The sequence below is a fragment of the Telluria mixta genome, from assembly GCF_029223865.1.
In the GTDB taxonomy this organism is placed as follows: Bacteria; Pseudomonadota; Gammaproteobacteria; order Burkholderiales; family Burkholderiaceae_D; genus Telluria; species Telluria mixta.
Genome location: NZ_CP119520.1, coordinates 1,551,006 through 1,571,617 on the forward strand (window position 1 = coordinate 1,551,006; position 20,612 = coordinate 1,571,617).

Annotated in this window: 16 protein-coding genes and 1 tRNA gene; 5 read left to right on the forward strand and 12 right to left on the reverse strand. The window is 66.0% G+C overall.

The genetic code is table 11. The features are described from left to right. Nucleotides 1-94: 94 nt before the first annotated feature. The 4 genes from P0M04_RS06825 to P0M04_RS06840 all read right to left on the reverse strand — a co-directional run bounded on the left by P0M04_RS06825 (nucleotide 95) and on the right by P0M04_RS06840 (nucleotide 3,617). Nucleotides 95-171: transfer RNA gene (locus P0M04_RS06825), tRNA-Gln, on the reverse strand. Between the two features lie 80 nt (nucleotides 172-251). Next, the gene (gene ispE / locus P0M04_RS06830) at nucleotides 252-1,145 is read right to left on the reverse strand and encodes a 4-(cytidine 5'-diphospho)-2-C-methyl-D-erythritol kinase (RefSeq protein WP_259448188.1); all 894 of its coding nucleotides are present in this window, start codon (nucleotides 1,143-1,145) and stop codon (nucleotides 252-254) included. Nucleotide 1,146: 1 nt separating this feature from the next. Continuing rightward, nucleotides 1,147-1,767: an outer membrane lipoprotein LolB gene (locus P0M04_RS06835; RefSeq protein ID WP_259448189.1), complete on the reverse strand. Its 621-nt coding sequence runs from the start codon at nucleotides 1,765-1,767 to the stop codon at nucleotides 1,147-1,149. A gap of 62 nt (nucleotides 1,768-1,829) precedes the next feature. Continuing rightward, nucleotides 1,830-3,617, reverse strand: a complete 1,788-nt coding sequence (locus P0M04_RS06840) for a tetratricopeptide repeat protein (RefSeq protein ID WP_259448190.1) — start codon at nucleotides 3,615-3,617, stop codon at nucleotides 1,830-1,832. A 104-nt stretch (nucleotides 3,618-3,721) separates the two neighbouring features. Here P0M04_RS06840 and mutM point away from each other — a divergent pair, with 104 nt between their 5' ends. The 4 genes from mutM to P0M04_RS06860 all read left to right on the forward strand — a co-directional run bounded on the left by mutM (nucleotide 3,722) and on the right by P0M04_RS06860 (nucleotide 8,050). Further along, nucleotides 3,722-4,555, forward strand: a complete 834-nt coding sequence (gene mutM / locus P0M04_RS06845; protein WP_259448191.1) for a bifunctional DNA-formamidopyrimidine glycosylase/DNA-(apurinic or apyrimidinic site) lyase — start codon at nucleotides 3,722-3,724, stop codon at nucleotides 4,553-4,555. 28 nt (nucleotides 4,556-4,583) lie between these two features. After that, nucleotides 4,584-6,506 carry a dynamin family protein gene (locus P0M04_RS06850; protein ID WP_259448192.1) on the forward strand — a complete coding sequence of 641 codons (1,923 nt, stop codon included), beginning with the start codon at nucleotides 4,584-4,586 and terminating at the stop codon, nucleotides 6,504-6,506. Nucleotides 6,507-6,509: 3 nt separating this feature from the next. Further along, on the forward strand, nucleotides 6,510-7,619 hold the full coding sequence (gene mutY / locus P0M04_RS06855; RefSeq protein WP_259448193.1) for an A/G-specific adenine glycosylase: 1,110 nt from the start codon (nucleotides 6,510-6,512) through the stop codon (nucleotides 7,617-7,619). 62 nt (nucleotides 7,620-7,681) lie between these two features. After that, complete coding sequence (locus P0M04_RS06860) at nucleotides 7,682-8,050, forward strand: VOC family protein (RefSeq protein WP_259448194.1); 369 nt, start codon at nucleotides 7,682-7,684, stop codon at nucleotides 8,048-8,050. Nucleotides 8,051-8,053: 3 nt separating this feature from the next. On the opposite strand, the gene P0M04_RS06865 is transcribed toward P0M04_RS06860, so the two are convergent. The 8 genes from P0M04_RS06865 to P0M04_RS06900 all read right to left on the reverse strand — a co-directional run bounded on the left by P0M04_RS06865 (nucleotide 8,054) and on the right by P0M04_RS06900 (nucleotide 17,954). Then, nucleotides 8,054-9,193 (reverse strand): deoxyguanosinetriphosphate triphosphohydrolase, encoded by a 1,140-nt coding sequence (locus tag P0M04_RS06865; protein WP_259448195.1) that lies wholly within the window; start codon nucleotides 9,191-9,193, stop codon nucleotides 8,054-8,056. After that, nucleotides 9,190-10,803, reverse strand: a complete 1,614-nt coding sequence (gene aroKB / locus P0M04_RS06870) for a bifunctional shikimate kinase/3-dehydroquinate synthase AroKB (protein ID WP_281042449.1) — start codon at nucleotides 10,801-10,803, stop codon at nucleotides 9,190-9,192. Before aroKB ends, P0M04_RS06865 begins: the two co-directional genes overlap by 4 nt. Before the next feature lie 116 nt (nucleotides 10,804-10,919). Then, on the reverse strand, nucleotides 10,920-12,881 hold the full coding sequence (locus P0M04_RS06875; RefSeq protein WP_259448197.1) for an Ig-like domain-containing protein: 1,962 nt from the start codon (nucleotides 12,879-12,881) through the stop codon (nucleotides 10,920-10,922). Between the two features lie 34 nt (nucleotides 12,882-12,915). Next, a complete protein-coding gene (locus tag P0M04_RS06880) occupies nucleotides 12,916-15,069 on the reverse strand; it encodes a type IV pilus secretin PilQ (protein ID WP_259448198.1) in 2,154 nt (717 codons plus the stop codon). Next, nucleotides 15,066-15,605 carry a pilus assembly protein PilP gene (locus P0M04_RS06885; protein ID WP_259448199.1) on the reverse strand — a complete coding sequence of 180 codons (540 nt, stop codon included), beginning with the start codon at nucleotides 15,603-15,605 and terminating at the stop codon, nucleotides 15,066-15,068. Before P0M04_RS06885 ends, P0M04_RS06880 begins: the two co-directional genes overlap by 4 nt. Continuing rightward, nucleotides 15,602-16,270, reverse strand: a complete 669-nt coding sequence (locus P0M04_RS06890; protein WP_259448200.1) for a type IV pilus inner membrane component PilO — start codon at nucleotides 16,268-16,270, stop codon at nucleotides 15,602-15,604. Before P0M04_RS06890 ends, P0M04_RS06885 begins: the two co-directional genes overlap by 4 nt. Next, nucleotides 16,267-16,881, reverse strand: coding sequence for a PilN domain-containing protein (locus tag P0M04_RS06895; RefSeq protein ID WP_259448201.1), 615 nt, complete (start codon nucleotides 16,879-16,881; stop codon nucleotides 16,267-16,269). Before P0M04_RS06895 ends, P0M04_RS06890 begins: the two co-directional genes overlap by 4 nt. Continuing rightward, complete coding sequence (locus tag P0M04_RS06900) at nucleotides 16,881-17,954, reverse strand: pilus assembly protein PilM (protein ID WP_259448202.1); 1,074 nt, start codon at nucleotides 17,952-17,954, stop codon at nucleotides 16,881-16,883. Before P0M04_RS06900 ends, P0M04_RS06895 begins: the two co-directional genes overlap by 1 nt. A 297-nt stretch (nucleotides 17,955-18,251) precedes the next feature. Here P0M04_RS06900 and P0M04_RS06905 point away from each other — a divergent pair, with 297 nt between their 5' ends. Beyond that, nucleotides 18,252-20,603, forward strand: a complete 2,352-nt coding sequence (locus P0M04_RS06905; protein WP_259448203.1) for a penicillin-binding protein 1A — start codon at nucleotides 18,252-18,254, stop codon at nucleotides 20,601-20,603. The last annotated feature ends 9 nt before the right edge of the window (nucleotides 20,604-20,612 follow it).

The window sequence follows — 20,612 nt, forward strand, 5'->3', positions numbered from 1 at the left end:
CTGAACCACAAAAAAAAATGAGCCGCTCATTGGCGGCTCCATTTTTATCTGCCTGCTGGAGCACTCGTCATCGTCAGCTCAGGCAAAGAAACTTTGGCAGGGGAACAAGGATTCGAACCTTGGTATGCCGGAATCAAAATCCGGTGCCTTAACCAGCTTGGCGATTCCCCTACACTGAAACTTACAGCTTGTCGCTGCACTCGATTATTATATCGCCGAATGCGTCGACAGGCAAAATTTTATTCTACAACTCATTGATTTGCAAGAGCGATTTTCATCGGATGTCGCTGCAGCGCTTTCGCTTTCCACGCTCTCCACCGGGTCGGCACATGCTTCAGTACCTGTTCAGCTTCCTGCTCTGTGGAAAATGCGCAAAACACGCACGATCCCGAACCAGTCATCCTGGCCGCTCCGTAACCACCCAACCATTCGATCGCCTCTGCTACCGGCGGGAACAAGCGGGCTGCCACGTCCTGCAAATCATTTTTCCCGAAGCCTATCAAATCACTCGACTCGACATGTCGCCTGGAAAAGTCCGATATTGTGATGGCTTTCGTGTTTCTTGTCAAATCGGGGGCCGTAAAAATTGCAACGGTGGGCACGGACACGCCCGGTTCGATGACGACATACCAGCAATCCGGCCCCGGCACGGCCTCCAATGCCTCGCCCACACCTTCGGCGAAGGCCGTCTCGCCGAACAGGAAAAACGGGATGTCGGCGCCCAGCGGCACGCCCAGCGTGATCAGCTCGGCATCCGTCAGGCCGGCCTGCCATAAATGATTGGCCGCCATCAGCGCCGTGGCCGCATCGGACGAGCCACCGCCGAGCCCGCCACCCATCGGCAGGCGTTTTTCGACGGCGACATCGATACCCGGCGGCAGGCGGCCGTGACGGCGCTGGTATGTCGCCTGCAACGCACGCAGCGCACGGACGATCAGGTCCTGCTCTTCCGGCACACCGGGCACATCCGTCGTGCGCACGATGCGGTCGTCGCTGCGCAAGTCGAAGTGCAGCGTGTCGCTGCGGTCGATCAGTTGAAAAACGGATTGCAGCAGGTGAAAGCCGTCGGGCCGGCGGCCCACGACGTGCAGGAACAGGTTCAGCTTGGCCGGCGCCGGGCAGTTGTGCAGAGACGTCGCTGCCATGTCACGCCACCGGATCGATGACGATGCGGATCGTCAGCGCATCGCCGACGGCCGTCGTGCTGCGCTCGGCATCGATGCGGCGCGGCATCGGGGTGCCGCCCGGGCCGTTCTGCCATTCCACGAAGCGCAGGCGCCAACCATCATTCGTGACGACGCTGTCGTGCGCGGGCGACGCCGTAAAACGCTTGCCGGCCGCATCGACGGCATAACCCTGCAGCCAGTCGCGCAGGCCGCTCACGGGCAAGATCCAGCCGAGCGACTTCGCCGTCAGCGTATCGATGTCCTTTTCCACGCGCGGCTCGCGGCCGGACTGTTTTAATGTCGCGGCGTCGGGCGTGACGGTAATCTCGGCGGCGGTCTGGCCCAGCGGCGTGAACAGGGACACGTCGATGCGGCCGGGGCGCTGCACCCACGTGAAATTGCCGTTGATCGATTGCGGCTGGCCATCTTTCTGATAATTCGCGGCCAGGCGGCCGTTCAGGTCGATGGTGTCGCGATAGGCGCCCACCTGGGCGGTCGGGTTGGCCAGCGGGACGCTGGCGGTGGTGGCGCAGCCGGCCAGCAAAGAGGTAAAGCCAGCGGCGCAGGCGGCGGCGAGAATGAAACGGGAAAGTGCGGGCATCGGCATGGAATGAACAGGTCAATAAACCGACGGACGCCGCAGCGTCCGTCATTGTCATTATTTCACAGAGTCTGATGGAGCCGCGCGAGTGTGCTCTTGAGCGCATCGTTCTTCGGATCCTTCGCCTGCGCTTCGCGCCACAGCTTGCGGGCATCTTCCTTCTGGCCCTTCTTCCACAGCACTTCGCCCAGGTGAACGGCGATTTCCGGATCGTTGCGCAGCGTATAAGCCTTGCGCAGATGGGTTTCGGCCTCGTCCAGCTTACCGAGGCGATAGTTCACCCAGCCCATGCTGTCGAGGATGAACGGGTCGCCCGGCGCCATTTTCAGGGCCTTGGCAATCAGTTGATGGGCTTCCTTCAGGCGGACGTTGCGGTCGGCAAGCGAATAGCCGAGTGCGTTATAGGCCTGCATATTGTCCGGCGACTTGGCGATCACTTTACGTAGCGACTTTTCCATCACGGCCGTCTTGCCCATCTTTTCGGCCATCAGGGCATAGTCGTACAGGAAATCCATATTGTCCGGGAAGCGCTTGACGCCCTGCTCCATCAGCTTGAACGCCTCCTTGGGCTGGCCCGCGTCCCGCAGGATTTGCGCTTCGACGAGCACGATCTGCGCCTGTTCCGTCTTGTCGTCCGTTTTCAGGGTGCCCAGCAGCTTGCGCGCGCCGGCGACGTCGCCCTGCTTCGCGGTCAGTTGGGCGCGGCGCAGCTCGGCGCCGAACTGGACCTTCGGGTCCTCGGTGTCGAGCCGGTCGAGCCAGTCGGCCGCGGCCTTGTAATCGCCCCGCTCCTCGGCGATCTGGGACAGGATCATCACGGCCTTGGACGGATCACGCTCGTCTTCCGGCGCCTTGTCCATCAGGTCCACGAAGCGGCTGAAATATTTTTCGGCGGCCGGACGGTCGTTCATCTGCATCGACAGGATGCCGAGCGCGTACAGGGTGCCCGGATTGTCGGGCTGGGCCTTGTCGAGCGTGAGGAATTCCTGGCGCGCGGCCTCGTACTGCTTTTCGTTGACGAGCAGGCGCGCATACGCCGAACGGACTTCGCGCGCCTCCGGGTGGGCGGCAAGGAAATCCTTCAGCACCTTGATGGCACCGCCTTCGTCCTCGCTCACCTGGGCCGCGGTCAGCGCAGCGATCTCGGAATCGGGTTTCAGTTGCAGGGCGGTCTGCGCCTCGCGCTTTGCGGCCGCCTTGTCGTTGCGCGCCAGCGCGGCCTGGGCCAGCACGACGTGCGTTTCCATCAGGTTGCCGTACGGCGCGACGAGGCGCTCGAGCATGGCGCCGGCGGCTTCCTTGTCCTTGGCGCGCAGCAGCAATTGCTGCATCTGGAACATGACGAGGCCGCGCGCGGCCGGGGTCGCGTCCGCCAGACGCTGTTTCAAGATACTTTCGGCCTCGCCGAGGTTGTCAGAGAGGATGACCAACCCCAGATAGTACTGGCTGGCCTCATCGGAGTCCGGTGCGTACTGGCGCCACAGCTTCACGGCGGCGAGCGCGTCGTCGGCCTGCTTGGCGGACAGCGCCATCTCGGCGGCGCGTTTGGCCAGGCGCGGGTCCTTCGTCTGCTGGGCCAGGCTCATCATCGTCAGGTACGGGCCTTGCCAGTCCCCGTTCTTGTATGCCATCTCGGCCTGCATGAGCTGGGCCATCATGGCCGGGGTCATCTCGACGTTGGGGAGCTTTTCAGCCTGTTCGCCTTCCTTGGCCTGGTCGGGATGGTTCCGGGCTTCGGCGGCGGCGAGCGGCTGGTCGGACAGGTCCTGGGCCGGTTGCTGCTGCTTGGGAGCCACAGCGCAGGCCGACAGCAGTGCGGAGAGGGTTACAATGGCGAAAGCGTTTTTCAAGGCAAGTCCCACGTCGTCGAGATTGTCCGATTCTACGCCATGCACCCGCCGCGCGTGCGCCACTGCAACACGAATTTACATTCCTCTCACGTTGTCAATCATTCATGCCTGAATTACCAGAAGTCGAAGTCACCCGGCGGGGTGTTGCCCCGCATCTAGAAGACCGCATCGTCGAAGACGTCGTGCTGCGCCGCGAAGGCCTGCGCTGGCCGTTTCCCCCGAATTTGCGCGAGCTGCTCGCGGGCCGCCGCATCCTCGGCACGGGTCGCCGCGGCAAATACCTGCTGCTGACATTCGAACATGGCACCTTGATCGTCCATCTGGGCATGTCGGGCCATTTGCGCGTGCTGCCGGAAGGCGTCGACTTGAAAAAGCACGACCACTTCGACCTCGTCGTACGCGGCCCGGAAGGCCGGAGGATCCTGCGCCTGCACGACCCGCGCCGCTTCGGCGCCGTCCTCTGGCATGGTCACGACGACGGCGAGCTGGAACAGCACGTGCTGCTGCGCGGCCTGGGTGTCGAACCGCTCGAAGACAAGTTCTCCGGCGCCCTGCTCCACCAGGCGACGAGAAACCGCAGCGCCCCGATCAAGCAGGTGCTGCTGGCGGGCGACATCGTCGTCGGCGTCGGCAATATCTATGCGTGCGAGAGCCTGTTTCGTGCCGGCATCAACCCGAAGACGGCCGCCGGCAAGATCAGCCGCGCCCGCTACGACAAGCTGGCCGAGGCGATCCGCGACATCCTCGCCGCCGCCATCGTGCAAGGCGGCAGCACGCTGCGTGACTTTATTGCCGTAAATGGTCAATCGGGCTATTTCCAGCAGACATATTTCGTCTATGATCGTGCAGGAGTTCCTTGCCGCAACTGTGGCACGCCGGTCCGCCAGATCAAGCAGGGCCAGCGGTCCACGTTCTACTGCGCGGTCTGCCAGCGGTAAGGTCATCGACGAGCGCGGGACATACGATATGCAGGATTTGCAACAGTACGCGAACTGGCGCGCGCAGGTCGCCCAGGCGCTGGAAGAGTATCGCGGCTGGGCCCAGGAGGCCGAGCTGCTGGACGGGGCGGCGGAACAGCGCGTCACGCGTGCGCTCGCGCGGTTGCGCGACGACCGGCTGTCGGTCGCGTTCGTGGCCGAGTTCTCGCGCGGTAAATCCGAGCTGATCAACGCCATCTTCTTTGCCGACTACGGCCAGCGCATCGTGCCGTCGAGCCCCGGCCGTACGACGATGTGCCCGACCGAATTCGCGTGGGAGCCGGCCATCGTCCCGAGCATTCGCCTGCTCCCGATCGAGACGCGCGCCGAGCGCCTCGCGACGGGCGATTACCGCGACGTGCCCGACGCCTGGACCGTGCTGCCGCTCGACCTGTCCGCGCCGGAGCGCATGCACGAGACCTTCCTGCAGGTGAGCCTCACGCGCCGCGTCACGCCGGGCGAAGCGCAGCGCTACGGCCTGTACGATCCGGACGACCCCGATCTTGCGGCGACCCTCGGCGCGGACGGCCTCGTGGAGATCCCGCGCTGGCGCCATGCGCTGATCAACGTGCCGCATCCGCTGCTCAAGCAGGGCCTCGTGATCCTCGACACGCCGGGCCTGAACGCGATCGGCACGGAGCCTGAACTCACCTTGAACCTGATCCCGAACGCGCACGCCGTGCTGTTCATCCTGGCCGCCGAGACGGGCGTCACGAAGAGCGACATCGACGTGTGGCGCACGCATATTGGCGGCGGCGCTGGCCGGATCGTCGTGCTGAACAAGATCGATGCGCTGTGGGACGAACTGAGGACGCCGCAGGACAACGACGACGCCATCGCACGCCAGCAGCACGACGCCGCGCGCCTGCTGGGCGTGGCGGATACGCAGGTGTTCCCGGTGTCCGCGCAAAAGGCCCTCGTCGGCAAGATCACGGGCGATCTCGGCCTGTTCGAAAAGAGCCGCGTGGGCGCGCTGGAATCGGCGCTGTTCCACGAACTGATCCCGGCGCGCCAGGACATCCTGCGCCGGCAGTTGCAGGACGACCTCGCGACGTTGACGGGCGCCCAGTCCGCATTGCTCGGCGCGCGCGGGCGCGACCTCGTCGAACAGCTGCAGGAACTGCAAAGCCTGCGCGGCAAGAACCAGGGCGTGATCGCCCACATGGTGCGCCGCGTCGAGATGGAAAAGAAGGAGTTCGACGCCAGCCTGTTCAAGCTGCAGGGCACGCGCGCCGTATTCACCACGCTGTCGACGGAGCTGTACTCGACCATCGGCATGGACGTCGTGCAGGACCGCGTCGACGCCGTGCGCGCCGCGATGGAAGCCGCGCGCTTTTCGACCGGCATGCGCGCGCCGGTGCGCACGTTCTTCGACCAGGTGCGCGCGAGCCTGGTTGCGGCCGAGGCAAAGATCGCCGAGATCGCGGCGATGATGGAGACGATGGTGCGGCGCTTCTCCACCGAGCACGGACTCGCGCTGGCGCTGCCGGCCGCGCTGTCGCTGGAACGCTACCGCCGCGAGATCGACGCCATCGAGGCCATCTACGTGAAGCAGTTCGGCACGGCGACCCTGCTCATCACCAGCCGCGGGACACTCCTCGAACGCTTCTTCGACACGATCGCGTCGCGCATCAAATTCGCGTTCCGCGAAGCCAACGGCGATGCCGAGGCGTGGCTGAAGGTGATCATGGCGCCGCTGGAAGCGCAGATCCGCCAGCACCGCGACCAGCTGCGCCACCGCCAGGCATCGATCCAGCGCATCCTGGAAGCCACCGACAGCCTGGAACAGAAAATCGCCGCCTTCGAGGCGGCCCAACACGACCTGGAGCAGGTCAAGGCGCGACTCGCGAACCTGTCCGGCGTCGTCGCCGACGCGCTGCGCGCCGACCTGCCCGAATTGCGAGCAGCTTGATAGATGAAACGCAGCACCGACACCGAAATCCTGTCCGACCCGAGCTTCTCGCGCGCCGTCATCGACTGGCAGCGCGCCCACGGCCGCCACGCCCTGCCCTGGCAGAACACGCGCGACGCCTACCGCATCTGGCTCTCCGAAATCATGCTGCAGCAGACGCAGGTGACGGCGGTGCTGAGCTATTACGCGCGCTTCCTCGAGCGCTTCCCGACCGTGCACGACCTCGCCGCCGCGCCGGCGGAAGACGTGATGGCGCACTGGAGCGGTCTCGGTTACTACACGCGGGCACGCAACCTGCACGCGTGCGCCAAGCGCGTCGTCGCGGATTACGGCGGCGTGTTCCCCAGCGACCCGGCGCTGCTGGCCGACCTGCCCGGCATCGGCCGCTCGACGGCCGCCGCCATCGCCGCGTTTTCAGCCGGCGCGCGCGCGGCCATCCTCGACGGCAACGTCAAGCGCGTGTTCGCGCGCGTGTTCGGCATCGACGAATACCCGGGCATCAAGCCGGTGGAAGACGCGCTGTGGCGCCGCGCCGACGCGCTGCTGCCGGAAGGCGACGGCATCGAAGCCTATACGCAGGGGTTGATGGACCTGGGCGCCACGCTGTGCACGCGCGGCAAACCGGATTGCGACCGCTGCCCGCTGCGCGATCGCTGCGTGGCCTTCGCCACCGACCGCACGTCCGTGCTGCCCGTGCCGAAGCCGAAGAAGGCGACGCCGGAGCGGCGCGCGCTGATGCTGGCCGTCGTCGACAACGGCCAGGTGCTGCTGCAGCAACGGCCGGATTCCGGCATCTGGGGCGGCCTGCTGTCGCTGCCGGAATACGACGGCCACGTGGCGCTGGATGAGGCGGACGACGTGTCGACGGCGACGCTGGCCGGCGCCGCCGGCGAGTTCGGCACGGTGGCGGAAGTCGAGGCATTGCTGCCGCTGGTGCATGGGTTCACGCACTACCGCCTGCACATCCAGCCCTACCGTATCGCCGTGGCCGCGCGCACCGAGACGCCGCCGGGCCACGTGTGGTGGGACCTGGCGACCATCGCGGCCGCGCCGCTGCCGGCGCCGATCAAGAAGCTGCTGGGGCAATTGGCGGCGCCGTCGTTGTTCTCCTGACAGGAATTGACAGTGGTCCGGCCTAGACTGGCCGCACTGTCAACCACCGAAGGAGAACTACCATGCTGACCCCGACCTACACCATCCTCTACGTCGCCGATCCGCAGGCCAGCGCGCGCCTGTATGGCAAGCTGCTGGACGCGCAGCACGTCGAGAGCTCGCCCACGTTCGTGCTGTTTCCGCTGGAGAATGGCCGCATGCTGGGCCTGTGGGCGAAGTCCGATGCGGTGCCGGCCGCCGACTTCCACGGCAGCGGCAGTGAGCTCGCATTCCGGGTGCCCGACGATGCGCAGGTCGATGCGCTGCACGGCAAGTGGCGCGAGGCCGGACTGCGCATCCTGCAGGCCCCGACCAAGGTGGATTTCGGTTACACGTTCACCGCGGCCGATCCGGACGGCCACCGCCTGCGCGTGTTCGCGCGCGGAGAATAAGAATCAGAACGTATCGAGCGAATAGATGCGCCGGTGTTCCTTGATGGCGTACCGGTCCGTCATCCCCGCAATGTAATCCGCAATCTTGCGGGCCTGCTTCATCGTGTCGCCGGAGTCCACCTGGTAATCCGGCGGCAGCAGCACGGGATCGGTCATGAAGGCGTCGAACAGCTCGTGCACGATGCGGCTCGCCTTCACGCGCATGCGGTTCACCTGGTAGTGACGGTACAGATTCGCGTGCAGGAAGCGCTTCAGCGCCGTCGTCTCCTCGCGCATCTTCTGCGAGAAGCGGATCAGAGGCGGACCGGCGCGCACGTCCTCGATGCTTTGCGGCGCCGCGTCGGCCAGCAGCTCGGCCGACGTCGCAGCCAGGTCGGCCGTCATCGCCGTGATCATCAGGCGGATCGTCTCGTACAGCTCGCGCCGTCCCTGCAGGCCGGGGTATTGCTGGACCACTTCGCGGTGCAGGCGGGCGAACAGGTCCACCTCTTCCATCTGCTTCATCGTGAGCAGGCCCGAACGCAGGCCGTCGTCGATGTCGTGGTTGTTGTACGCGATTTCGTCGGCCAGGTTCGTCAGCTGCGCTTCCAGGCTCGGTTGCGTCCTGTCGATGAAGCGCTGGCCGAGTTCTCCCAGCTGGCGCGCATTCGTCAGCGAGCAGTGTTTCAGGATGCCTTCGCGGGTCTCGAACGTGAGGTTCAGGCCGTCGAAAGCGCCGTAGTGTTCTTCGAGATGGTCGACGACGCGCAGGCTTTGCAGGTTGTGCTCGAAGCCGCCGTAGTCCTTCATGCAGTCGTTCAGCACGTCCTGGCCGACGTGGCCGAATGGCGTGTGGCCGAGGTCGTGCGCGAGCGCGGTCGCTTCGACGAGGTCTTCGTTCAGGCGCAGGCTGCGCGCCAGGGTGCGCGCGATCTGCGCGACTTCGATCGAGTGCGTGAGGCGGGTGCGGAATAAATCTCCCTCGTGATTGAGGAAGACCTGGGTCTTGTATTCGAGCCGGCGGAACGCGGTCGAGTGGATGATGCGGTCGCGGTCGCGCTGGAATTCGCTGCGCGAGCCCGGCGACGGTTCCGGATGGCGACGCCCACGGCTCTTCGACGACTGCGCCGCGTAAGGAGCCAGGTGGGCGTCGAAGTCGATCATTTCGTACAGGTCTCCAGCGTAGCGTCCAACAACTCGCGCGGGGCATTGGTGATGCTCGGGCTGCCCAGCGGTTTCAGGAGGATGAACTTGATGGCGCCGCCCTCGTTCTTCTTGTCGACTTCCATCAGCTCGATCCAGCGCTCGTTGCCCAGGTCCGGCGCGACGACCGGCAGCCCGGCCGCCTTCACCAGCGCGCGCACGCGGTCGACCGCGGCGTCGTCGATGAGGTTCAAACGGCGCGACAGGTCGGCCGCCATCACCATGCCGCAGCCGACGGCTTCGCCGTGCAGCCAGGCGCCATAGCCCAGGCCCGCTTCGATGGCGTGGCCGAACGTGTGGCCGAAGTTCAGCACCGCGCGCAGGCCGCCTTCGCGCTCGTCGCGGGCGACGACGTCCGCCTTGATCTCGCACGAGCGCGCGATCGCGTGCGCGAGGGCCGCGTGGTCGCGTGCCACCAGTTTCTCGATGTTCGCCTCGATCCAGTCGAAGAAACCGGCGTCGAGGATGGCGCCGTGCTTGATGACTTCCGCGAGGCCGGCCGACAGTTCGCGGTCCGGCAGCGTGTCGAGCGTGGCGGTGTCCGCGATCACGGCGCGCGGCTGGTAGAACGCGCCGATCATGTTCTTGCCCAGCGGGTGGTTGATGCCCGTCTTGCCGCCCACGGAGGAATCGACCTGCGCCAGCAAGGTGGTCGGGATCTGCACGAACGGCACGCCGCGCATGTAGGTCGCGGCCGCGAAACCGGTCATGTCGCCGATCACGCCGCCGCCCAGCGCCACGAGCGTCGTCTTGCGGTCGCATTTATTCGCCAGCAGCGCGTCGAACACCTCGTTCAGGCTCTCCCAGTTCTTGAACTCTTCGCCGTCGCGCAGGATGATGGGCACGACCTCGCGCCCGGCCGCGCGCAGCGGGGCGGCAACCTTGTCCAGGTACAGCGGCGCGACCGTCGTGTTGGTGACGATGGCCACCTTGCCGCTGCCGCCGATGTGGCGGTTCAAAAGGGAAGTATCGTCCAGCAGGCCGCGGCCGATCGCGATCGGATAGCTGCGGTCGCCCAGCTCGACGTTAAGAGAGATGCATGCCTGTTCGTTCATTGTCGTCTTTGCGTTGGCCAGCTCGCGTGCGGCGTTGTCCGCCTCGAGCTGGTCCAGGATTGTCTGAACCATCGATTGTACGTTAGGTCGGCCCGTGTCGATGACCATGTCGGCGATCTCGCGGTACAGCGGCTCGCGCTGCGCGGTCAGGTCTTCCAGCTTCTTGCGCGGGTCGGCCGTCTGCAGCAGCGGGCGGTTCTTGTCGTGCGCCGTGCGCGCCAGGATGCTGGAGACGCTCGCGCGCAGGTAGATCACGGTGCCCCGCTCCGCCAGCAGCGCGCGGCTGGTCGCGTTCAGCACGGCGCCGCCACCGGTCGCCAGCACGATGCCGTTCTGCGCGGTGAGTTCGCGGATCACGTCGGCTTCGCGGCGGCGGAAGCTGGCCTCGCCCTCGATCTCGAAGATCCATGGAATCGTGGCGCCCGTACGCGCTTCGATCTCATGGTCGGAATCGATGAAGGTCATGTCCAGGCGCCGCGCCAGCAGGCGGCCGATGGTGGTCTTGCCGGCCCCCATCAGGCCGACGAGGAAGATGTTGTTGTTCTTACAGTCAGACACGTGTACGCGTTCAAATAAAAACGGCCAGGTAATCCCTGGCCGCTTTGTTGCAATCGGGCATCCCTTAAGAAAACTTATGGGCAGGTGAACGACAGTTTAAACGGAATACTGGTTACGGAGCCAGCGGGCGTCGTGACCGTGACGTTGAAGGTGGCCGTGGACGGACCCGTGCAATTGGTCGGGTTCGTGCTGCCGACGCTGAACAGGTGCGTGTAGCCCTGCGCGATGCTGCCCACCGTCAGGCCGGTCGGATCGTCGACGGCACTGTTCGTGTGCGGCGCGACGTTCGGCACCGTGGCGGGAACGACCGGCGCGGCGGTGCCGTTCAGCATGCTCGTGATCGCGACCGTGGAATTGGCCGGCATCGGGTTGTTGTTCACGTCGTTGAACTGCAGCCGGAAGCTCTTGGTCGCGCTGGACGGGAGCGTGCCCAGGTCGACCGTGCCGCCCGCGAGCGGCGTGGCGCTGCCGTCCATGTAGACGGATTTGACGGCGCTGCCGCTCATGAAGATCGCGGTGCGGGCGTAGACCGTATTGGTGCCGTCCGTCGAGCTGGCGCAGATCGTGGCCAGGCCGGGGCGCGTCGCGTCCGGCGTGACGGCGTTGCACGGCGTGTGCGGCGTGCCCGGGATCGCCACGCGCGGCGCCTGGGTGCGGAACGCCACCGAGCACACGCCGTTGACGGTGTTGCAGCCGCCCTTGTCGGACGAGCCGATGGCGCCCATGTTCGTCTGGAACACGACCGGCGTGCCGTCCGGGACCGGATTGCCGAAGGCATCGGCCACCATCACCTGCACGGTCGTGGCGGCCGGGTTGTCCACGCTCCAGCCCTCGACGTTGAACGAGCCCGAGCTCAGCGAGAACGCGCGCTGCGCCGGCAGGCCGGTCGTCACGACGATCGAATCGGACAGGGTCGAGATGTCCGGACCGCCGTTGGTGCCGGTGCCCTTCAGCGTGGCCTGGACACGGAACGACATCGGCGTCGCGCCCGAGTTGACCGTCGTGACCACGCTGCCGGTGGCGTCGGTCGTGTCGCTCGCCTTGTTGATGACGACGTCGGCGCCCGCGGGAACGGGCGTGAAATCCACGCGCTGGCCGGCCAGCGGGTTGCCGAAGATGTCGACGACCTTGTACGTCAGGATCGCGGTCTCGGTGCGGCCGTTGCCGCCGTTGCCGCGCACGACGATCGACTGGGTGGTCGGCGTCGCGCCCACGAACTGCACCGACGCGGCGGCCGGCGGCGCGATCGTCAGCGTGGCCGATGCCGACCGGGAGACGCCGGCGGCGGACACGGTGATGGTGTCGTTGTTGGCGCAGCCCTTGTCGCGGTAGACCGTCTGCACGGTGCCGTTATTGGTCGGCACGGTCGCGGCCAGCGTCGCCTTGCCGGCCGTGACGCAGGCCGAGCTGAAGCTCACGTTGACCTGCTGTTCGGTGTACTTGCTGGTGCCGTTCAGCACGTCGACCGACAGCACGGTCGACCCGTACGCCTGAATATTGGCCGGGCTGGCGGACAGCGTGCCGAAGGTCAGCGTGGTGGCGCCGACGGAATAGTTCGCCGTGCCGCTCGCGGTCGTGCCGGCCACGTCCGACGTGGCGGTCACGGTGCCCGCACCGCCCGCGGCCAGGCTCGCGGCGCGCATGCTGACCATGGCGACGCCGTTGACGTCGGTAAGCGCGGTGCCCGCCGTCGGCGAGAACACGGCCAGCGCGTTGTCGGTGGCGAAGGTGACGATCGCGTTCGGTACGGGTTTCTTGTTCGCGTCCAGCACGGTCGCCTTGACGGTCAGCGGCGTGGCGCCGGTCAGCGCATTGCTCGACGCGCCGGCCGCGTTCGTGAAGCCCACGGAGACGGTCGGCGCCGCGGGCGTCGTCGTACCGCCGGTGCCGGTGCCGCTGCCGCCGGAACCGGTCGATCCCGTCGTCGCGCCCGGATTGCCGCCGCCGCCGCCGCACGCGGTCAGCACCATGGCCATCAGCAGGCCGGCTACGCGCACGCCATGGCGCGCCGCGGATTCATTCTTGAAGTGGTTCATGTCTTTGCTTCTTGTTGTCTTGTTATTTACTCTGTCAATGCCCGTTCTGCAGGCGCTCGGCCACGATCTTCGGCGTGATGAAGACGAGCAGCTCGGTCTTGCTGTGCTCGCGCGACGTCGACTTGAACAGGTTGCCCACGACCGGGATGTCGCCGATCAGCGGCACCTTGTTGTCGCTGCGGGTCTCGGTCATCTGGTAGATGCCGCCCAGGACCACCGTGCCGCCGTTCTCGACCATCACCTTGGTCTTCACGTGCTGCGTGTTGATGGCGAAGCCCGACGCGGTCGACTCGCCCTTCGAATCCTTGGCCACGTCCACGTCCAGCACGACGTTGCCGTCCGGCGTGATCTGCGGCGTGACTTCCAGCTTCAGGTTCGCCTTCTTGAACGTGACCGACGTGGCGCCGCTGCTCGTGGCCTGCTGGTACGGCAGCTCGACACCCTGCTCGATGATGGCCGGGACGTTGTCCTCGGTGACCACACGCGGGCTGGAGATGATCTTGCCCTTGCCGTCCGCTTCCAGCGCGGACAGCTCCAGGTTGAGGAAGCGGTTCGCGGCCGACGAGAACAGCGAGAACGCGATCGACGGCGCGTTCGTGCCGTTGATGCCGGACGCCGGCAGGTTCACGAGGGTGCTGTTGGTGTAGCCGTCGCCCTTGTCCGGTGTCTGGCCCGTGATCTGGCCCACGCCCGTCATGTTGCCGCCGATGGCCACGCGCTGGTTGCCGCTGACCTGGTAGCCCGAGTCGCCGCCGCGCAGGTTGCGCAGGTCGGCGAAACCGAGCTTGGCGCCGAGGTTGCGCGAGAAGCCGTCGTTCGCTTCCACGAGGCGCGCTTCGACGAGCACCTGCTTGGTCGCGATGTCGGTCTTCTGGATCAGCTTGCGGATGTCCTCGATCTTCGACGCGATGTCGGTCACGAACAACTGGTTCGTGCGCGGGTCGATGATGGCGCTGCCGCGCTTGGACAGCACGCGGTTCTTGCCGCCGCCGTCACTGCTGCCGCCGCCGCCCGCATCCAGGCCGAACACGGTGCGGAACGCGTCCGCCTTCTGGTAGTTCAGCTGGAAGATCTCGGAGCGCAGCGGTTCCAGGTCGGAGATCTGGGCCTTCTGCTCGAGCTCCAGTTTTTCCTTGGTCAGCAGTTCTTCCTTCGGCGCGATCCACAACACGTTGCCGTTCTTGCGCATGTCGAGGCCCTTGGCCTGCAGGACGACGTCCAGCGCCTGGTCCCACGGCACGTCCTTCAGGCGCAGCGTGAGGTTGCCGGTGACGGAGTCGCTCGTGATGATGTTCAGGCCCGAGATGTCGGCGATCGCCTGCAATGCCTGGCGCACCTCGACGTTCTGGAAGTTGAACGACAGCTTCTCGCCGCGGTAGCTCGCGCCGCCTGCGCCGCCGGCCGGCCGGTTCGGATCTTCCTTGACGGGCTTGACGTCGATGACGAGCTGGGTGTCGCTCTGGTAGACGGTCTGCTCCCAGTTGCCGTGGGCCTCGACGACCATGTGCGTGTTCTCGCCGTGCGGCGTCGTCGTGATGCGCGACACGGGCGTGCCGAAGTCGGTCACGTCCAGGCGGCGGCGCAGGGTGGGCGGCACGCCGGTCTTGAGGAAATCGACGAGGATCTGGGGGCCGACCTGGCGCACGTCGACGGCGACCTGGCCGTTCGGCAGGTCGACGACGATGCGGCCTTCGCCATTGGTGCCGCGGCGGAAATCGAGGTCGCGCAGCAGCGGCACGCTGGCCGGTGCGACGGTCGCCGCGCGGACCGGCTGGCCGGACGCGTCGGCGGCACGCGCGGGCGCGCCCGAGCCTTCGACGGTGACGACGACGTCCTTGCCGTCGATGACGGCGGCGTAGCCCAGCACGCGCTTGAGGTTCAGCACGAGGCGCGTGCGTTCGCCCGCCTGCACGACGTTCACGCCGCGCACGTCGCCCAGGTTGATGTCCTGGACAGTCTTGCCGGTGGCGTTGGCGGTGGCGCCGAAATCGAGCGCGATGCGGGCCGGACTGGTGATCGAAAAGCCAATCGGCAGCTGCTTCGGCGGCGCCTTCATGCCCACGCGGATGACGACGTCGCCGCCCTGCTGGTTGGCGCTGATCGACTCGATCGCGTTGTCCTGGGCCCAGGCGCAGACCGTGGCCAGTGCCAGCAGCATGCCGCCTGCGGCGGAAAGGAATCGGGTCATTTACGGTTCTCCTTGGTTTGCAGCTCCAGCTTCGTCACGCGTTGCGTCCATTCGCCGGCCGCGTCCTGCACCACTTCGCGGATGTCGACGGCGTCCTCGCTCACGTGCGTCACGACGCCGAAGTTCTGGCCGATGCGCTGGCCGGCTTTCACCTGGTGCAGCGAGCGTTCGACCTGCAGCAGCGCGTAGCGCGTGCCGCCCTTCTCCATCATGCCGACCATTTGCATGGTGTCGAGCGGGAAGGTCTCCAGCAGTTCGCGCGGGCGCTGCAGGTCGGGCTGGTTGGGGTTGTTCGAGGTCGCGGCGGCGCGGGCCAGTTCGCCCAGCAGCTTGCTCGGTTCGAACGGGTCGACGGCATCCTTCGCGCCATACGCGTAAGGCAGAAAATCCTTGGGCTCGGGCAGTGGCTTCACGGCGGGCCGCGTGTCGCGCTTGACCTGCTCCATCCAGTCGCGCACCTCGCGCACGTCGGAATCGCCGCAGCCGGCCAGCAGTGTGGTCGCCATCAGGGCGCCGATCGCGATGCGCGCGCTCATGCCTTCTCCTTCTTGGCGTTCTTCTTCGCCTTGCGGGCCTTGGCCTGCGCGTCCAGTTCTTCCTGGTCGAGGTAGCGGAAGGTCTTGGCGATGGCGTCCAGCGACAGCGTGCCGTCCTTGCCGGCGGTGAGCGCCAGGTTGTTCAGGGTGACGATGCGGGGCATCTTGGCCATGTCGGCCGCGAATTCGCCGATGTCGTGGTAGTGGCCCGTGACCTTGATGTCGATCGGCAGCTCGGCGTAGTAATCCTTGACGACGACCTGGCCCGGCTTGAACAGTTCGAACTGCAGGCCGCGGCCGATACCGGCCTGGTTGATGTCGGACAGCAGCGCGGCCATCTCGGCCTTGCTCGGCAACTGCTTCTCGAGACGTTCGACGTAGCGGTTCACCTGCTGCTGCTGGGCTTCCAGCGCGTCCAGGTTGATCGCCTGCGCCATCTTGGCCTTGTAGTCGTCGCGCAGCTTGAGTTCCTGCGCGGCCAGGACGTCCTGTTCCTCGAACTGGCCACTCCAGTAAAAGAAGTAGCCGAGGCCGAGGACGGCCGCCATCACGCCGGCCGCGCACAACAAGCGCGGCGCCAGCGGCCACAGGCCGGGATGGCGTCCCTGCAGGCCCTCGAACTGGGATGCCAGGTCGGCGAAAGACTGTTTCAGATCGATGTTCATGACTTGGTGCCGCCTGGTTTGGTCGTCGACGGCTTGGCATCGTCTTCATCCACACGGGCGCGCTTGATGGCGACGTTCAACGTGAATTCGACGACCTTGCGACCGGTCTTGCTCTGCGCGAGCGGGACCGCGCGCACCTCGGTCAGGTCCGGGCGCTCCAGCCACGGCGAACTGCCGGACAGGTTGCGCAGCAGCTCCGCCACGCGCTCCTGCGACTGCGCGTAGCCATTCAGCAGCACGCGCTGGCCATCCTGCTTGAAGCTCTTCAGGTACACGCCTTCCGGCGTCTGGCGCACCAGTTCGTCGAGCAGGTACACGGGCTGGTTGCGGTCGCCCTGCAAGTCTTCGACGGCCTGCTGGCGCGCCTTCAGCGCCTCGATCTCGGCCTTCAGGCTGGCGATCTTGCTGATCTTCTTGTCCAGTTCCGCGTTGGCGTTCTTGAGCACCAGGTTGCGTTCGTTCTGCGTCGCGATGCGGCTCGCGTTGTACGCGCCCACGAGCAGCACGAGCGCGACGCCGGCCAGGCCACCCAGCGCCATCAGCGCGACGAACGCGGTCTGTTTCTGCTTGCGCTTCGCTTCCCGGTGCGGGAGCAGGTTAATGCGGATCATCAGCCGAACCTCCGCAGTGCCAGGCCGCAGGCGACGAGATAGCCGGGGGCGTCCGTGCGCAGCTGCTGCTCGCGCACGGCGGGGCCCAGCTGCATGCCGAAGAACGGCGCCACGACGCTTGTTGCAATGCGCGTGCGGCCCGCGATGATGTCGGGCAGGCCGGGCAACTGGGTGCTGCCGCCGGCCAGGACGATCTGGTCGATGCGCGTGTACGGCGTCGACGTGTAGAAGAACTGGATCGCGCGCGTGACTTCCAGCGCGGCGTTTTCCAGCCAGGGCGCCAGCAGGTCGGCGCGATAGTTGTCCGGCAGGTCGCCCGATTTCTTGCGCGTTTCCGCATCCTCGAACGAGAGGCCATAGGCGCGCACGATGTCCTGCGTGAGCTGCACGCCCCCGAACGGCTGCTCGCGCTCGTAGACGGTCTCGCCGTTCTGCAGCACAGAGACGTGGGTGGCGTTGGCGCCGATCTGGAACAGCGCGACGATGCGGTCCTTCGGGCCCTTGTCGTTGTCGAGGAGGCGCTGCAGCGCGGCGCGGGCGGCGTACGATTCGATGTCCATCACGGTGGCCGTGAGGCCGGCCGCCTCGGCGATGGCGACGCGGTCCTCGACCTTTTCGCGGCGCGCGGCGGCCAGCATGACTTCCATGTCCTCCACCGAATTGGCGACCGGGCCGATCACGTCGAAGTCGAGGCTGACCTCGTCCAGCGCGAACGGAATGTACTGGCTGGCCTCGGACTCGACCTGCACTTCGAGCTGGTCTTCCGGCAAGCCGGCCGGCAGGATGATCTTCTTGGTGATGACGGCGGCCGGCGGCATGCCGAGCGCCACGTGCTTGATGCGGGTGCCGCTCTTCTGTACGACGCGGCGCACCGCGTCCGACACCGCCTCGATGTTCTCGATGTTGCCGTCGACGACGGCACCGCGCGGCAGCGGTTCCGCCGCATGGCGCTCCAGCCGCAACTCACCCTTGCCGCTGTCCGACAACTCGACCAGGCGCACGCCGGACGTACTGATATCGAGCCCGACCAACGGCGGGCTCTTCTGTCCGAACAAGGAACCTAGACTGATCACGAGCGCACTCCCTCTCTGCTGCTTCTTTGAACGCCCGCTTGGGGAACGATTGAAATGGTAGAAATAAAGTGCACATATATCAGGCACCGTATTGAATCGTAGCAATACTGATGTATGAGGACAAGAAATTTCTACACGGGAACATAATAGCGCGCAGCGGGAAAACGACACTGTTTTCGCTCTGATATCAATCAATCTTGCCGCTCTTTTCACACCTATTGTTCACTTGTCTAGCCGTGCCTCAGATACAAGCGTGACTTATAATGAAATGGATCAATAAAGCGACCGACATTACGCATGAAAGCATCCCAACACGGGGGCAGCCCCGCCCCGCAGTCTCCTACGCCGAAGCACACACCCAAGCGCATCCTCCTGACCATCCTCGCCGCCCTGGCCGGTTTGGCCGTCTGCGGGGTGCTGGTGGTCGTGTTCGCGCTGGCGATGGCCTACCCGAACCTGCCCGCCCTCGACACCCTGACCGACTACCGGCCCAAGATGCCGTTGCGGATCTTCACGGCCGATAACGTCCTGATCGGCGAGTTCGGCGAGGAGCGCCGCACCCTCGTCCACTTCAAGGACATCCCGGACGTGATGAAGAAGGCCGTGCTGTCCATCGAGGACGACCGTTTCTATGAACACGGCGGCGTGGACTACTGGGGCATCCTGCGCGCGGCCGTGCACAACGCGACCGGCGGCGCGCGCCAGGGCGCGTCGACCATCACCCAGCAGGTGGCCCGCAACTTCTTCCTGTCGTCCGAGCAGACCCTCAAGCGCAAGGCGTACGAGGCGCTCCTGGCGTACAAGATCGAGAAGAACCTCACCAAGGACCAGATCCTCGAGGTCTACATGAACCAGATCTACCTGGGCCAGCGCGCGTTCGGCTTCTCGTCGGCCGCGCAGATCTACTTCGGCAAGGATCTGAAAGACATCTCGGTCGCGGAAGCGGCGATGCTGGCCGGCCTGCCCAAGGCGCCGTCCGCGTACAACCCGGTCGTCAATCCGAAGCGCGCGCGCATGCGCCAGCAGTACATCCTGCAGCGCATGCACGACCTGCGCTACATCACCGACGCCCAGTACGAACAGGCGAAGAACGAGGAACTCAAGATCAAGACGGACAGCACGGCGTTCGGCGTGCATGCCGAATACGTGGCCGAGATGGCGCGCCAGCTCGTGTACGAACAGTTCAAGGAAGACACCTATACGCGCGGCCTGAACGTGTTCACGACGATCACCAAGGCCGACCAGGACGCCGCCTACCTCGCGCTGCGCCGCGGCGTGATGGATTACGAGCGCCGCCACCCGTATCGCGGCCCGGAAAAATACATCGAGATCCCGTCCGCCAAGGGCGAAGCCGACGAAGCCATCGAGGCGGAACTGGCCGAGCATCCGGATTCGGACGACATCGTCGCCGCCATCGTGCTGCAGGCGTCGCCCACGCAGGTGAAGGCCGTGCTGGCGTCGGGCGAAGAGATCACCATCACGGGCGCCGGCCTGGCGTTCGCCAGGGACTGGCTGTCGCCGAAGGCGGCCGAGACCCGGCGCGTGCGCCGCGGCGCCGTCATCCGCGTGACGCAGGACGGCGGCTCGTCGTGGAACATCACGCAGCTGCCGGAAGTGGAATCCGCCTTCATCGCGGTGACCCCGGACGACGGCGCGATCCGCGCGCTGGTGGGCGGCTTCGACTTCAACCGCAGCAAGTTCAATCACGTGACGCAGGCGTGGCGCCAGCCGGGATCGTCGTTCAAGCCGTTCATCTATTCGGCGTCGCTGGAGCGCGGCTTCTCGCCCGCCACCCTGATCAACGACGCGCCGATCTCGTTCGACGCGGGTGCGACGGGCGGCCAGGCGTGGGAACCGAAAAACTACGACAACAAGTACGAAGGCCCGATGACGATGCGGCGCGGCCTGACCAAGTCGAAGAACATGATCTCGATCCGCATCCTGAACAAGATCGGCGCCCGCTACGGCCAGGAATACGCGACGCGCTTCGGCTTCGATCCGGACAAGAACCCGCCGTACCTGACGCTCGCGCTGGGCGCCGGTGCGACGACGCCGCTGCAGATGGCCGGCGCCTATTCCGTGTTCGCCAACGGCGGCTACCGCATCAGCCCCTACATCATCTCGAAGGTGACGGATGCGGACGGCAAGGTGCTGTCGGAAGCGCGTCCGGACCGCGCCGGCGTCGACGCCAACCGCGTCATCGACGAGCGCAACGCGTGGCTGATGGACAGCATGCTGAAGGACGTGGCCCGCTACGGCACGGCCGCCAAGGCGTCGCAGGTGCTGAAGCGCACGGACATCGCCGGCAAGACGGGGACGACGAACGATTCGATCGACGCCTGGTTCGCGGGCTACCAGCCGCACCTGGTCGGCATCGCGTGGATCGGCTACGACCAGCCGCGCAACCTGGGCAACAAGGAAACGGGCGGTGGCCTGGCGCTGCCGATCTGGATCGGCTTCATGCAGAAGGCGCTCAAGTCCGAACCGGTGCTCGATCGTCCGGTGCCGCCGGGCCTCGTGCAGTACGGCGACGAGTTCTATTACGCCGAGAATCCGCCGGGCACGGGCGTGCAGTCACTCGACGTGGGGCCGGTGGCCCCGGCGGCCGAGCAGAAGTCGCGCGACGCCGTGCGCAACGAGTTGTTCTGACGAAGGGCG